12 protein-coding genes are annotated in these 13,749 nt (G+C 72.8%); 8 read left to right on the forward strand and 4 right to left on the reverse strand.

Translation table 11 applies throughout. The annotated features are described in order from the left end of the window. The first annotated feature begins 28 nt into the window (after positions 1 to 28). From ACGFH8_RS27860 to ACGFH8_RS27870, 3 genes are read left to right on the forward strand one after another with little or no spacing between them, the layout of a single operon-like run. Positions 29 to 1,033 (forward strand): methionine synthase, encoded by a 1,005-nt coding sequence (locus tag ACGFH8_RS27860; RefSeq protein ID WP_393372688.1) that lies wholly within the window; start codon positions 29 to 31, stop codon positions 1,031 to 1,033. A 36-nt stretch (positions 1,034 to 1,069) separates the two neighbouring features. Further along, positions 1,070 to 1,435: a VOC family protein gene (locus tag ACGFH8_RS27865; protein ID WP_393372690.1), complete on the forward strand. Its 366-nt coding sequence runs from the start codon at positions 1,070 to 1,072 to the stop codon at positions 1,433 to 1,435. A gap of 42 nt (positions 1,436 to 1,477) precedes the next feature. Continuing rightward, positions 1,478 to 2,476 (forward strand): ADP-ribosylglycohydrolase family protein, encoded by a 999-nt coding sequence (locus tag ACGFH8_RS27870; RefSeq protein WP_393373079.1) that lies wholly within the window; start codon positions 1,478 to 1,480, stop codon positions 2,474 to 2,476. Between the two features lie 323 nt (positions 2,477 to 2,799). Here ACGFH8_RS27870 and ACGFH8_RS27875 read toward each other — a convergent pair whose 3' ends face one another. Next, complete coding sequence (locus tag ACGFH8_RS27875) at positions 2,800 to 3,342, reverse strand: type II toxin-antitoxin system PemK/MazF family toxin (protein ID WP_393372693.1); 543 nt, start codon at positions 3,340 to 3,342, stop codon at positions 2,800 to 2,802. A gap of 714 nt (positions 3,343 to 4,056) precedes the next feature. Here ACGFH8_RS27875 and ligA point away from each other — a divergent pair. From ligA to gatA, 4 genes are all read left to right on the forward strand, one after another. Next, positions 4,057 to 6,192, forward strand: coding sequence for an NAD-dependent DNA ligase LigA (gene ligA / locus ACGFH8_RS27880; protein WP_393372695.1), 2,136 nt, complete (start codon positions 4,057 to 4,059; stop codon positions 6,190 to 6,192). 157 nt (positions 6,193 to 6,349) lie between these two features. Beyond that, the gene (locus ACGFH8_RS27885) at positions 6,350 to 9,046 is read left to right on the forward strand and encodes a putative bifunctional diguanylate cyclase/phosphodiesterase (RefSeq protein WP_393372698.1); all 2,697 of its coding nucleotides are present in this window, start codon (positions 6,350 to 6,352) and stop codon (positions 9,044 to 9,046) included. Positions 9,047 to 9,176: 130 nt separating this feature from the next. Further along, on the forward strand, positions 9,177 to 9,482 hold the full coding sequence (gene gatC / locus ACGFH8_RS27890) for an Asp-tRNA(Asn)/Glu-tRNA(Gln) amidotransferase subunit GatC (RefSeq protein ID WP_007456314.1): 306 nt from the start codon (positions 9,177 to 9,179) through the stop codon (positions 9,480 to 9,482). Continuing rightward, positions 9,479 to 10,954: an Asp-tRNA(Asn)/Glu-tRNA(Gln) amidotransferase subunit GatA gene (gene gatA, locus ACGFH8_RS27895; RefSeq protein ID WP_393372701.1), complete on the forward strand. Its 1,476-nt coding sequence runs from the start codon at positions 9,479 to 9,481 to the stop codon at positions 10,952 to 10,954. Before gatC ends, gatA begins: the two co-directional genes overlap by 4 nt. Before the next feature lie 76 nt (positions 10,955 to 11,030). Here the strand turns inward: gatA and ACGFH8_RS27900 are convergent, their stop codons facing one another. From ACGFH8_RS27900 to ACGFH8_RS27910, 3 genes are read right to left on the reverse strand one after another with little or no spacing between them, the layout of a single operon-like run. After that, complete coding sequence (locus ACGFH8_RS27900) at positions 11,031 to 11,588, reverse strand: hypothetical protein (RefSeq protein ID WP_393372704.1); 558 nt, start codon at positions 11,586 to 11,588, stop codon at positions 11,031 to 11,033. Beyond that, positions 11,585 to 11,821, reverse strand: a complete 237-nt coding sequence (locus ACGFH8_RS27905; RefSeq protein ID WP_393372707.1) for a hypothetical protein — start codon at positions 11,819 to 11,821, stop codon at positions 11,585 to 11,587. Before ACGFH8_RS27905 ends, ACGFH8_RS27900 begins: the two co-directional genes overlap by 4 nt. Beyond that, positions 11,818 to 12,075, reverse strand: a complete 258-nt coding sequence (locus ACGFH8_RS27910; protein ID WP_393372710.1) for a hypothetical protein — start codon at positions 12,073 to 12,075, stop codon at positions 11,818 to 11,820. Before ACGFH8_RS27910 ends, ACGFH8_RS27905 begins: the two co-directional genes overlap by 4 nt. Before the next feature lie 140 nt (positions 12,076 to 12,215). Between ACGFH8_RS27910 and gatB the strand changes: the two genes are divergently transcribed. Beyond that, complete coding sequence (gatB, locus tag ACGFH8_RS27915; RefSeq protein ID WP_357553889.1) at positions 12,216 to 13,715, forward strand: Asp-tRNA(Asn)/Glu-tRNA(Gln) amidotransferase subunit GatB; 1,500 nt, start codon at positions 12,216 to 12,218, stop codon at positions 13,713 to 13,715. Positions 13,716 to 13,749: the final 34 nt, after the last annotated feature.

Raw genomic sequence — 13,749 nt, forward strand, 5'->3', positions numbered from 1 at the left:
CTGGGTGTCCGCGGGATAGCCTTCGGCCGTGACAGATCAGGCGTGGCCCTGGCCGGCCGGCGCGGCAACCGGAATTGGTTCGCTGCCCGGCACCGACATCGGCGAGGCCCAGCGGGTGGTCCTCGGTGAGCTTCCCGAGCTGCCCCATCTGCCCGAGCTGCCGGCCCGTGGTCCCGGCGCGGACCTGATCGGCCGGTCCGCCGGGCTGCTTGTCGAGCTGCCCGTCGAGGTGTACGCCGGACGGTGGCGGGTCGCCCCGCGCCCGGGTCGCGACCTGCGTCGAGCCCGTGACCTGATGGAACGTGACCTGGACCAGCTCGCCGAGCAGGCCGAGGGGTACGCCGGGCCGATCAAGGTGCAGGCCGCCGGTCCACTGACGCTTGCCGCGTCCGTGGAGTTGCCGATCGGCGGCCGTCTGTTGCGTGACCCCGGCGCGGTCCGTGATCTGACCGGCTCCCTCGCCGAAGGGCTGCGCGCCCACGTCGCGGCGGTGACCCGGCGGCTGCCCCGGGCGTCGGTGCTGCTCCAACTCGACGAGCCGTCGCTGCCGACCGTGCTGGCCGGGCGAGTGCCGACCGAGAGCGGGCTGGGCGCGTACCGGGCTGTCGACTCGGTGGACGCGGCCGCGCTGCTGCGCACGATCGTCGACGCGGTGGGCGTACCGACGCTTGTGCACTGCTGCGCCCCGGACGTGCCGCTGGAGCTGATCCGCTCCACCGGCGCCGTCGCGGTCGCCCTCGACCTGGACCTGGTCACCAAGCTGGACCCGCTCGGCGAGGCGCTCGACGCCGGCCTCGGGTTGTTGGCCGGGGCCGCGCCGACCCGACCACCGTCGGCCGGTGGCGCGCCGACCTCCGCGCAGATCGCCGATCGGGTACGCCAGGTCTGGGACCGTCTGGGCTTTCCCCGTCGGCAGCTCGCCGAGCAGGTGGTGGTCACCCCGGCCTGCGGGCTCGCCGGTGCCACCCCGGAGTACGCAAGGGCGGTGCTCGCCGCGTGCCGGGACGCCGGCCGGCGGCTCGCCGAGGTGTGAGGTTTCCTGTCGTACCCGGTGGGCAGGATGACGGTCATGATTGGACAGCTGCGTTCAGTGGTGATCGACTGCCCGGATCCGCGGGCGCTGGCGACGTTCTACGCCGAGTTGCTCGGGGTGCCTCTCGCCGAGGGTGAGACGGAAGACGACTGGGTGGTGCTGGGCGGTCCGCCCGGTCACCAACCTCGTCTCGCCTTCCAGCAGGCGCTCAACCTGCGCCCTCCGGTCTGGCCGGATCCGGAGCGCCCTCAGCAGTTCCACCTGGACGTGACGGTGGACGACATCGAGAGCGCGGAGAAGGCGGCACTCGCGCTCGGTGCGCGGCGGCTGCCGGGCGAGGGCGAGGGTTTCCGGGTCTACGCCGACCCGGCCGGCCATCCGTTCTGTCTCTGCTGGGACTGAGTCGGACGGGGGTTGCGGCGGCCGGGCATCATGGCCGCCGTGATGCCCATCCCCGCGCTGCGCGCCTCCGGTTCGCTCTTCGGCCTCGCCTACGGTGACGCCCTCGGCAAGCCCACCGAGTTCCTGACCGTCGCCGAGATCGAACACCGGTACGGCCCGACCGGCCCACGTGAGCTGTCCGGCGAGCCGGCGCTTGTCACCGACGACACCCAGATGGCACTCGCGGTGGGCTGGGCGCTGCACGACGCGCCCGCACTCACCCCGGAGGTGGTGGAGCCGCTGCTGCGGCGGCGCTTCCTGGCCTGGGCGGTCAGCCCGGACAACAACCGCGCCCCGGGCATGACCTGCCTGCGTGCCTGCGCGGAGTTGAGCCGTGGGCTGCGCTGGCAGGAGGCGACCGTGGCCGGGTCGAAGGGGTGCGGTGCCAACATGCGGGTCACCCCTGTTGGCCTGCTCAACGTGGACCCGGACACGATGGCCGGGTTGGCGCAGTTGCAGGCCGGGATGACCCACGGCCACCCGACCGGGCTGGCCGCCAGCGAGCTGACCGCGTACGCGGTCTTCGCGCTACGCGCCGACGCCACGTTGCCCGAGCTACCCGCGATCCTCACCGAGCGCGCGCGGTCCCAGCGCCTGGTCTACCGGGAGCAGTGGCTGGGTGATCTTTGGCAGCGCCCGGGGGTCGGGACGCCGGAGGAGTTCATCGCCCGAGGCTGGGACGAGTGCCTGGCGGTGCTGGGCCGACTGACGGATGCTCTGCGCCTGCCGGACGACGGCGGCGACCCGTGCCGGGCCACCGGGGAGGGCTGGATTGCCGAGGAGGCGCTGGCCACCGCGCTGCTCTGCGCCGTACGGCACGCCGACGACCCGGTGGCGGCCCTGTCCCGGGGCGCGACCACCGCCGGCGACTCCGACTCGATCGCAGCCCTGGCCGGCGCTTTCGTGGGCGCGGCCGCCGGCATGGCCGCCTGGCCGACCGGGTGGATCGACCGCATCGAGTACGCCGACCAACTCGCCACCCTCGGCGCCGCCTGGGACTAACCGCCCTCCCCGCCCGGCGCCCGCCCTCCCCGCCCTCCCCGCCCTCCCCGCCCGGCCCGCCCTGGCCTGGGCTGGCCTGGGCTGGCCTGGGCTGGCCTGGCCTGGGCTGGCCTGGCCTGGGCTGGCCTGGCCTGGGCTGGCCTGGGCTGGCCTGGCCTGGGCTGGCCTGGGCTGGTCCGGCCCGCCGGCATGATCGACTCGGCTTCCTGGAAGCTGGGGTGTCCGAGGGGCTGGGATGCCGCGGTTTCCGGGGACCCGAGTGGATCAGCGCCCGGCGCGGCCCCGACGAGGGCCGGTACGGTCGGCGCCCGGTCCGACCAGGGTCAGGGGGTGGGTAGGTGACGCAGGCTGCGGACCTTGCGCCACAGGTCGGCGTCGCAGCGGCCGGCGTGGTCGGCGAAGGCGGCCGAGCTGAGTCGGATCGGCTCGGTCAGGCTGAGATAGCTGTCGTGCTCCGCGCCGGGGTCCCAGTCCAGGGTGGGGATCCGTACGTGGTCGTCCCGGTCACTCTTGTCCTGACTGGTGATCTTCAGGACGTCCGCGCCCCGGGAGTCCGTCCGCAGCACCAGGCAGGGCCGCACCTTCGAGCCACTGCCGTCGGCGTACGGCACGTCTGCCCACCAGATCTCTCCGGGTGCCGGGGTGTCGTGCCGGTCGGTATCGCGTGAGCGGCTCTTGGTTGCCGGCCGGTCGGTGCCGCGCGGTCGGGGCGGCGCGGGACGACGACCACCGGTGCGGGCCGTGGCGCCGCGGTCCCCTCGGGTGCCCGAGGGGCGGGTCGAGACCCGGTGCCGCCAGCTGTTCCATGCCCAACCCGCGGCAACTGCCAGCAGGATCGCCGCTGCCCAGAGCAGTGCCTCGCGCATCGCGTTACCTCCTGCCCACCGACGGACGCATCCCCGCCGCCTGCCCACCGGCGGGTACTCCCGCCTCGTGCCTGTCGGCGGAGTTTCTCCGCCACGTGCCTGTCAGCGGACGTATTTCCGCCCTCACCGCGGCCCACCGGCCGCACCGTCCGGCGATCCTCGCACGTCGCCGCCCGGGCCGCCCGCCAACCACACCGCAACCGCCCCACCACCAGCCCGCCCGACTGCCCGACCGACCACCCGACTGCCCGGCTGCCCGGCCGCCCGACCGCCCGGCTGCCCGACCGACCACCCGACTGCCCGACTGCCCGACTGCCCGGCTGTCCGACTGCCCGGCTGCCCGGCTGCCCGACCGACCACCCGACTGCCCGACTGCCCGGCTGTCCGACTGCCCGGCTGCCCGACCGACTGCCCGGCTGCCCGACCGACCGCCCGGCTGCCCGACCGACCGCCCGGCTGCCCGACCGACCGCCCCGCTGCACCACTTGATCATCTGATGCTGAGTAGTTGGATCGGCCTGTCGAGAACTGCTGAGCATTAAGTGATCATGGATCGCGGCGGAGAGGAACGTCGCGGCGAGCGCGGGCGGGCGAGCGAGCGCGGGCGAGCGCGGCGGGCGGGCGGGCGGGCGGGCGACGGATTGTCCCACCGGCCCGATACCGTGCCGGAGTAGCGTGATCAGGGGAGGTCGCAGGCGTGTCCGAAGGTGGCGGTGTGTCCGAGGAGCAGATCGGTCAGCAGGTCAGCCCGGCGCAGGAGGCGGCGGCCGGGGCTGAGCCGACGCCGCAGGCCCGGGAGCGGCATGCCACGCTCAGTCAGGAGTTGACCGAGCATCAGTACCGCTACTACGTGCTGGACACGCCGACGATTCCCGACGCCGACTTCGACCGGCAGTTGCGCGAGCTGGAGGCACTGGAGGCGGAGTTCCCGGCGTTGCGGACGCCCGATTCACCCACCCAACGTGTGGGCGGCACGTTCTCCACCGACTTCACCCCGGTCACCCACGCCGAACGGATGCTCTCGCTCGACAACGCCTTCGCCGACGAGGAGTTGGCCGCCTGGGCCGAGCGGGTCGAGCGGGACGCGGGCGGCCCGGCGCCCTACCTGTGCGAGCTGAAGGTCGACGGGTTGGCTATCAACCTGACCTACGAGAAGGGCAGGCTGGTCCGGGCCGCCACCCGGGGCGACGGCCGCACCGGTGAGGACGTCACCGCCAACGTGCGCAGCATCCGGGGCGTGCCCGGCCAGCTCACCCCGTCCGCCGAATTCCCGGACATTCCCGAGCTGGTCGAGATTCGGGGCGAGATCTACTTCCCGGTCGCCGCGTTCGCCGATCTCAACGCCGGCCTGGTGGAGCAGGGCCGCGCTCCCTTCGCCAACCCCCGCAACGCCGCGGCGGGCAGCCTTCGGCAGAAGGATCCGCGGGTCACCGCCTCCCGGCCGCTGCGCTTGGTGGTGCACGGCATCGGCGCCCGCCGGGGGTTCCAGCCCACCGCACAGTCCGAGTCGTACGCTGCGCTCAGGTCCTGGGGGTTGCCGACCAGCGACCGCTGGCGGGTCGTCCCCGACCTGGCCGGCGTCGTGGAATACATCGGCTACTACGCCGAGCACCGGCACGACGTCGAGCACGAGATCGACGGGGTGGTGGTCAAGGTCGACCCGGTCTCCATCCAGGGCCGGCTGGGCTCGACCAGCCGTGCGCCCCGGTGGGCGATCGCCTTCAAGTACCCGCCGGAGGAGGTCACCACCAAGCTTCTCGACATCGACGTCAACGTGGGGCGGACCGGGCGGGTCACCCCGTTCGCCGTGCTGGAGCCGGTGCGGGTGGCCGGCTCCACCGTCGCGCTCGCGACCCTGCACAACGCGCGTGAGGTCGAGCGCAAGGGCGTGCTGATCGGTGACACGGTGGTGCTGCGCAAGGCCGGTGACGTGATTCCCGAGGTTCTGGGCCCGGTGGTCGACATGCGTCCCGCCGACGCCCGGCCGTTCGTCATGCCGACCACCTGCCCGGCCTGCGGCACCCCGCTCGCGCCGTCGAAGGAGGGCGACATCGACATCCGTTGCCCCAACACCCGCAGCTGCCCGGCCCAGCTACGCGAGCGGGTGTTCCACCTTGCCGGCCGCGGCGCCTTCGACATCGAGGCGCTCGGCTACAAGGGGGCGGCGGCCCTGCTGGACGCGGAGGTCATCGCGGACGAGGGGGATCTGTTCCAGCTCGATGCCGAGCAGCTGTCCCGGTCTCCGTTCTTCGTCAACAAGGACGGCAGCCTGGGCAGCAACGCCAGCAAGTTGCTGGACAATCTGGCGGTCGCCAGGGAACGGGACCTGTGGCGGGTGCTGGTGGCGCTCTCCATCCGGCACGTCGGTCCGACCGCGGCCCAGGCGCTCGCCCGGCACTTCCGCTCGATGGACGCCATCGACGCGGCCACCGAGGAGGAGCTGTCCTCGGTCGACGGGGTCGGGCCGACCATCGCGGCGAGCCTCCGGGAGTGGTTCGCGGTGGACTGGCATCGCGAGGTCGTCCGCAAGTGGGCCGACGCCGGCGTACGGATGGCGGAGGAGGCCGGCGACGAAGGGCCGCGCCCGTTGGAGGGGTTGACCGTGGTGGTGACCGGCACGCTCGCCGGTTTCTCCCGGGACCAGGCCGCCGAGGCCGTCCAGAGCCGGGGCGGCAAGGTCAGCGGGTCGGTCTCCAAGAAGACGAGCTTCGTGGTGGTGGGGGACAACCCGGGGTCCAAGGCCGACAAGGCGGTCAGCCTCAAGGTGCCGGTGCTCGACGAGGCCGGGTTCCAACTCCTGCTGGACGCCGGCCCGGACGCCGCACGGGAGGTCGCTCAACCGGGCGGCTGACCGGGTGGGCGGTGCCGCGCGACGACTGGTCACGTATACCAACTTAATTACGACTACGACCGATTCGTGACTGTCCTACCGGGAAACCGGGGCCCGAGGGCGTTTCATTGGGTCACGGCGTGCGCACCGGCACGTCGACGGTCGGTCGGGAGGTGTGGTGGAGGTCGCCGACCCACGCAACTCGCTGCCCCCGGGACGGGTGGCACCGTTCGCTGCCTTCGTCGTCGGCATCCTGGTGGTGGCCACGGCGACCGCCGCCGTTCCACTCGCGACGCTTCCCGACGAGGTGTCCCGGCTGCCGGTGGCGTTCTGGACGATGGCCACGCTCGCCGTGATCTGCGACGCCCGCCCGTTCGTCCCGCCGGGGCGCCGGCAGACCTCGGCGGTGTTCCCCTCCACCTGCTTCACCTTCGCGATCCTGCTCGGTTGGGGCCTCGGCCCGGCGGTGCTGGTGCAGGCGGTGGGGGTGGTCGTCTCGGGTTGGCGGATGCGGCACGCGCCGTGGCGGACGGCGTTCAACGTCGGGCAGTACGCGTGTGCCCTCGCCGCCGCGTACGGCGTGATCCTGCTCGGGCCGGGCACCATCTTCTCCGGCGGGCGGTTGCACTGGACCGACGTGGCCGCCGTCGCCGGGGCGACGCTGGCGTGGTTCGTCGTCAACTACGGGCTGGTCAGCTGGGCGGTGCGACTGCGCTTCGGCGACCGGTGGTGGCCCACCCTGCGGCAGGGGCTCGGCTTCGAGTTGCTCTCCACCGGCTCGCTACTGCTGCTCGCCCCGGTGCTGGTCGCGGCGGCGCGGGTCAGCGCGGCGCTGATTCCGCTGGTGCTGGTGCCGCTGTTCGCCGTCTACCGGATGGCGCGGCTGACCGTCGAACAGCAGCACCTCGCCGCCGCCGACCCGCTCACCGGCCTGCCCAACCGCAAGGCCCTGCTGACCGAGGTGGCCGAGCAGGTACACGTGCATGCCGACCGGACGGCTCGGGGCGAACCCGACGGTCAGTTGGCGCTGCTGTTGATCGACCTGGACCGCTTCAAGAACGTGAACGACGCCCTCGGGCACGCCGTGGGCGACCGGCTGCTGGTCGAGGTGAGCGCGCGGCTCACCGACGTACGGCCCCGACCGAAGATGATCGCCCGGCTCGGCGGCGACGAGTTCGCCATCGTGATGACCGGGCTGACCGACGTCGGTCAGGCGCGGGAGTTGGCCGACCAGGTGGTCGAGGCGCTGGCCGAGCCGGTGCCGCTCGACGGGCTTCCGTTGGACGTGGGCGGGTCGATCGGGATCGCCCTCTTCCCCGAGCATGGCGAGGACTTCGCCACTCTGATGCGCCACGCCGACGTCGCGATGTACGACGCCAAGCACCGCAACGACACGGTGGCCGTCTACGCCCCCGAGTCCGACCACAACTCCGCCGAGCGCCTCGGCCTCCTCGCCGACCTGCGTCGGGTGCTGGAATCCGGCCCGCCGATCGACGGGTTGTTCGACGCCGAGCGGGCCGGTCACAGCCACCTCGGGGGATCGCCGGACCAGGAAGACCGCGCCGCCCACGCCGACCGGGCCGACCGGGGAGACGGGCGGGGTCGGGACGGCGTGCCGGGTGAGGTGGCCGGTACGGAGCGGGTGGTCGGCGTACCCCTCGACGCGGCGGCCGAGGTGCGCGGTGGTGACGGGGCGGCGCTGCCCACCGGGGCGGCGGCCGAGGCCGCGCCACACGCGGACCCGGCGCCGGCGATCGCGACGGCGCCCCGGTCCGGTGGCCGGTGGTGGGGACGCCGTCGGCGCGACGACGCCGCGCTGCTGCACGCCGACGAGCTGATCAACCAGATCGCCACCGGTGCCGACCCGATCCGGGGCCGCAACACCCGTGCCGCGGTCACCGGAGCCCGGCCGGGTCGGGGTCGGGAGCGACGCGCCGGGCTCGGAAACGGCCGTCGGTCGCCGAACGGAGGGGCGGTCACCGCGCTGGGCAACGGTGACCTCGGGCCACGGCGGGGCATCGGGTCGGACGCACCGGGGCGACCGCTCGAAGCAACGGGGTGGGCGCACGCGGACGACGGGCCGGCCGACGACGCCGGGGAAATCACCATGTATTACCAGCCGCAGATCGCCATCGCGACCGGCGAGGTGGTCGGTGTCGAGGCCCTGCTGCGGTGGCGACACCCGCGGCGGGGCATGGTCGACCCGGAGGAACTCATCCGGGTCGCCGAGCAGAGCGCCGTCATGCGGCTGCTCACCCGGCGGGTGGTCGACGACGTGGTCGGGCAACTCGCCAGGTGGTCGGCGGCCGGCATCGGCCTGCGCGCGGCGCTCAACGTCAGTGTGCGGGATCTGCACACCGGCGAGATCGCCGACCAGATCGCCGACCGGTTGGCCCGGTCCGGGGTGCCGGCCGAGCGGCTACAGGTGGAGATCACCGAGGGCGCGTTGATGGCCGACCCGCGCCGGGTGCTGGCGACCATCTCCCAGTTGCACCGGATCGGGGTGGGCATCGCGCTCGACGACTTCGGCACCGGCTACTCGTCATTGCAGCACCTGCGCAGACTGCCGCTGTCCGAGGTGAAGGTGGACCGGTCGTTCGTACTCGGCATGGCCGACGACGCCGACGACGCGGCGATCGTCCGGTCGATGATCGAGTTGGCCGGCGCTCTGGGGTTGCGGGTGGTGGCCGAGGGCGTCGAGGACGAGCGGACCTGGCGGATGCTGCACGCCGCCGGGTGCGACGCGGCGCAGGGTTGGTTCTACGCCCGACCCATGCCCGCCGCGGAGCTGGTCACCTGGCTGGCCCGGTACCGGCCGGTGCGCCCCACCGGTGGGCACCCGCAGCCGGAGAGCGCGCGCCGCCCCACCCGCTGACCCGAGGGGGAGTCCGGGGACGCGGCACCGGAGCGGAACAATAGACTCGCTCCGGTCACCGCGCGTCACGCTCCAGTCGTCGCGCGGCCGGCACACCGCCCGACCAGCAGGACATCAGAAGGGGGCACGGATGGCCGCCATCTCCCGCGAGGAGGTCGCGCACCTGGCGCGCCTGTCGCGGCTCGCCGTCACCGAGGAGGAGCTGGACACGTTCGCCGGTCAGCTCGACGTGATCCTCCAGGCGGTCGCCCAGGTCGGCGAGGTCGCCGCCGCGGACATTCCGCCGACCTCGCACTCGGTGCCGTTGACGAACATCTTCCGCGAGGACGTGGTCACGCCGTGCCTGACCCCGCAGGAGGCGCTGTCGGGCGCGCCCGATGCCGAGGACCAGCGGTTCCGCGTGCCGCGGATCCTGACCGAGGATGTGGCCTCATGAGCGATCTGACCAGAATGACGGCGACGGAGATCGCCACGCTTGTCGCCGGCGGTGAGACCTCCGCCGTCGAGGTGACGCAGGCGCACCTGGACCGGATCGCCGCGGTCGACGACCGGGTGCACGCCTTCCTGCACGTCGACAGTGACGGCGCGCTCGCCGCGGCCCGCGCGGTGGACGAGCGCCGGGCCGCCGGCGAGGAGTTGGGCCCTCTCGCGGGTGTGCCGGTCGCGGTGAAGGACGTGCTCGCCACCCGGGGTGTGCCGACCACCGTCGGCTCCAAGATCCTGGAGGGCTGGCGTCCGCCGTACGACGCGACGATCGTGCAGCGGCTGCGTGCCGCCGGCACGGTGATGCTCGGCAAGACCAACATGGACGAGTTCGCGATGGGCTCCTCCACCGAATACTCGGCGTACGGGCCGACGCACAACCCGTGGGACCTGGACCGGATCCCGGGTGGTTCGGGTGGCGGCAGCGCCGCCGCGCTGGCCGCGTACGAGGCGCCGCTGGCGATCGGCTCGGACACCGGCGGCTCGATCCGCCAGCCTGGCGCGGTCACCGGCACCGTGGGCGCGAAGCCCACCTACGGCGGCACCTCCCGTTACGGGCTCGTCGCCTTCTCCTCGTCGCTGGACACCCCCGGCCCGTGTGCCCGTACGGTGCTCGACGCGGCCCTGTTGCACCAGGTGATCGGTGGGCACGACCCGCGGGACTCCACCTCGATCCCGCAGCCGGTGCCGGACGTGGTGGCGGCGGCGAAGCTCGGGGCGACCGGCGACCTGACCGGCGTGCGACTCGGCATCGTGAGCGAGTTCGTCGGCGAGGGCGCCGAGCCGGGTGTGATGGCCGCGTTCCGCGAGTCGGTGGACGCGTTGACCAAGATGGGCGCCGAGGTCGTGGAGATTTCCTGCCCGACGTTCGCGTACGCGCTGCCGGCGTACTACCTGATCGCCCCGAGCGAGTGCTCCTCCAACCTGGCCCGGTTCGACGGCGTCCGGTTCGGCCTGCGGGTCGGCGACGACGGCAACCGGTCGCTGGAGGAGGTCATGTCGTTGACCCGGGAGGCCGGTTTCGGCCCGGAGGTCAAGCGCCGCATCATGGTCGGCACGTACGCGCTGTCGTCGGGTTACTACGACGCGTACTACGGGCAGGCGCAGAAGGTCCGGACGCTCATCACCCGCGACTTCACCGCCGCGTTCGAGCGGGTCGACGCGTTGATCTCGCCGACCACCCCGTCGGTGGCGTTCCCGATCGGCGCGCGCACCGCCGACCCGTACCAGATGTACCTGGCCGACCTGTACACGATCCCGACCAACCTGTACGGCGGGCCGGGCATCTCGGTGCCCTGTGGCCTCTCCGAGGGGTTGCCGGTCGGCCTGCAGGTGATGGCCCCGACGATGGCCGACGACCGGATGTACCGGGTCGCCGCCGCGTTGGAGTCCGCCGTCGGCACGTTCACGCCGCCGGCGCTGTAGGACGGGTGTCACCGCATCGGCGCCGGGGGACGTGTCCCTCGGCGCCGATCGCGCGTTCGGGTAGGTGGGGTGCCGATCAGGGCTGGTTCGGCGGCTCGGCGAGGTAGCGGCGGGCCTCCCGCAGACCACGCCAGCGATACCAGGCGGAACCACCCCAGAGCAGGATCAGCAGTACGGCCAGGACGCGGGTGAACGGGCGGTCCGCGCTCACCAGGGCCAGTAGTTGGGTGAGGACGCCCACCGCGAACAGCCACAGCAGCCAGCGTTGACTGACCCGGGTTCGGGCCTCCCTGCGCGCCAGCGCGTCCAGGCGGGGATCGTCGGTGGAGCCATCGCGTAGCGCCTGCGCGATCCGCCGCCTCGTCGTCGGATCGGCACCGGCCGTCCGGGGCAGCCGGCTGAGCAGCCGGCGGCCGAAGACGAGGGCGACGACCGCGCCGACAAGCGACGGGATCAGAATCATCGCGAACGCCGCGAGCAGATTGTCGGCGTCCATCCGGCCGTCGCCGACAAGCGCGGCGGCGCCCAGCACGCTGGCGCCGACCACGACGAGCGCGGCGACCGCGTAGGTGCTGCGGCGGTCCGGCCCCTGCGTGACCGGCTCGTCCGGGGCTGTCCGTTCCTCGGTGGTCACCGCCGCCCCCGATCCGCATGCCGCCGGTTGAGCAGGTGCACCACGGCGTACCCGATCGCCACCGCCAGCACCCCGGGCAGTGCCATGCCGAGCACCAACGCGACCGGCGAGTCCGGGTTCCGGTCCTCTCCGGCGGCGAACCAGGTGATCAGGGTGACCACGACGGCCACCGCCCACACCGCGACCACCGCGAGGATCACCGGCCGGGCGGACGCCCCGCGGGCCGGCCTCACGACCTGTCCCGGCTGCGGCTGCGCGAGTCCGCCCACCTGCCCGCCGCCCTCGCCGCGGGCCACACCAGGATCGGGATGGCGAGCATGAGCACCAGGAACAGAAGGTCTCCCGGCGTCCGCTCACCGCCGGCGGCACGCCAGAGGACGAGCGTCACCACCCACGCGGCCAGCACCGCCAGCAGGAACACCATGGTCTTGGGCCGACGCCCCGGCGCGGCCTGGTTGATGGATCGATCGTTCCCCGTATTCGTCATGGTCGACGGATACCCAGGTGCCGCCGCGGACACACCCGGCCTTTGGCGATCGCCGGTGGGTCGGTAAACCCGGGCGAACCGTGATCGGACAACCCCACTAGGCTGGACCGGTTCTGTCCGGATCGCGCCTGGAGCGTCTCATGACCACGACACTGCCCGCGTACGACGAGGTCGTCGCGCGCTTCGAACCGGTGATCGGCCTGGAGACCCACGTCGAGCTGGGCACGAACACCAAGATGTTCTGTGGTTGCCCGACCGATTTCGGTGGCGAGCCGAACACCCGGGTCTGCCCGGTGTGCCTGGGCCTGCCCGGTTCGCTGCCGGTGGCCAACAAGGCGGCCATCGAGGCGATCATCCGGATCGGCCTGGCGTTGAACTGCTCGATCGCCGAGTGGTGCCGGTTCGCCCGGAAGAACTACTTCTACCCGGACATGCCGAAGAACTTCCAGATCAGCCAGTACGACGAGCCGATCTGTGTCGACGGTTACCTGGACGTCGAGGTGGGCGGCGAGACGGTGCGGATCGAGATCGAGCGGGTGCACCTCGAGGAGGACACCGGCAAGACGCTGCACGTCGGCGGCGCCACCGGCCGCATCCACGGCGCGACCGAGTCGCTCGTCGACTACAACCGGGCCGGCATCCCGCTCGTCGAGATCGTCACCAAGCCGATCACGGGCACCGGTGCGCTCGCCCCCGACGTGGCCAAGGCGTACGTCGCCGAGCTGCGCGACGTGATCCGTACCCTCGGCGTCTCCGACGTGCGGATGGAAGAGGGTTCGCTGCGCTGCGACGTGAACACCTCACTCAACCTGCCGGGCGCGGAGTGGGGCACCCGTACCGAGACGAAGAACGTCAACTCGCTGCGGTCGGTGGAGCGGGCGGTCCGCTCGGAGATGCTGCGCCAGGCGTCGGTGCTCGACGCGGGCGGCCGGATCACCCAGGAGACGCGCCACTTCCACGAGGACACCGGTGACACCACCCCGGGGCGCTCGAAGGAGACGGCCACCGACTACAGGTACTTCCCGGAGCCCGACCTGGTGCCGATCGCACCGGACCGGGCCTGGGTCGCCGAGCTGAAGGCCGCCCTGCCGGAGCTGCCGCGGGTGCACAGGCGTCGGCTCCAGGAGCAGTGGGGCCTCTCCGACCTGGACATGCAGTCGGTGTTGAACGCCGGCGCGGTCGAGCTGATCGAGGCGACCGTGGCGGCGGGCACTACCCCGGCGGCGGCTCGCAAGTGGTGGCTGGGTGAGTTGTCCCGCCGGGCCAACGAGAGCGGCGTGGAGCTGGCCGAGATCGGGGCCACCCCCGCCCAGGTCGCCGAGCTGCAGGGGCTTGTCGACGCCGGCAAGCTCAACGACAAGATGGCCCGTACGGTGCTGGAGGGCGTGGTCGACGGTGAGGGCTCGCCCACCGAGATCATGACCAGCCGGGGCCTGGAGGTCGTGTCGGACACCGGCGCGCTGACCGCCGCCGTGGACGAGGCGATCGCCGCCAACCCCGGCATCGCCGACAAGATCCGCAGTGGCAAGGTCGCGGCGGTCGGCGCGCTCGTCGGCGCGGTCATGAAGACCACCCGGGGTCAGGCCGACGCGAAGACCCTGCGTGAGCTGATCCTGGAGCGCCTCGGCGTCCAGGGCTGACCGGCACACCCGAAACAGGCCGCCCGGCGGCCTG

Source organism: Micromonospora sp. NPDC049175, from assembly GCF_043197345.1.
GTDB lineage: Bacteria > Actinomycetota > Actinomycetes > Mycobacteriales > Micromonosporaceae > Micromonospora.

Coding starts and splice junctions, on each gene's coding strand:
- ACGFH8_RS27865 (WP_393372690.1), top strand. CDS start 1,070: ATGATTGGACAGCTGCGTTCAGTGGTGATCGACTGCCCGGATCCGCGG.
- ACGFH8_RS27870 (WP_393373079.1), top strand. CDS start 1,478: ATGCCCATCCCCGCGCTGCGCGCCTCCGGTTCGCTCTTCGGCCTCGCC.
- ACGFH8_RS27875 (WP_393372693.1), bottom strand. CDS start 3,342: ATGCGCGAGGCACTGCTCTGGGCAGCGGCGATCCTGCTGGCAGTTGCC.
- gatC (WP_007456314.1), top strand. CDS start 9,177: ATGGCCGCCATCTCCCGCGAGGAGGTCGCGCACCTGGCGCGCCTGTCG.
- gatA (WP_393372701.1), top strand. CDS start 9,479: ATGAGCGATCTGACCAGAATGACGGCGACGGAGATCGCCACGCTTGTC.
- ACGFH8_RS27910 (WP_393372710.1), bottom strand. CDS start 12,075: ATGACGAATACGGGGAACGATCGATCCATCAACCAGGCCGCGCCGGGG.
- gatB (WP_357553889.1), top strand. CDS start 12,216: ATGACCACGACACTGCCCGCGTACGACGAGGTCGTCGCGCGCTTCGAA.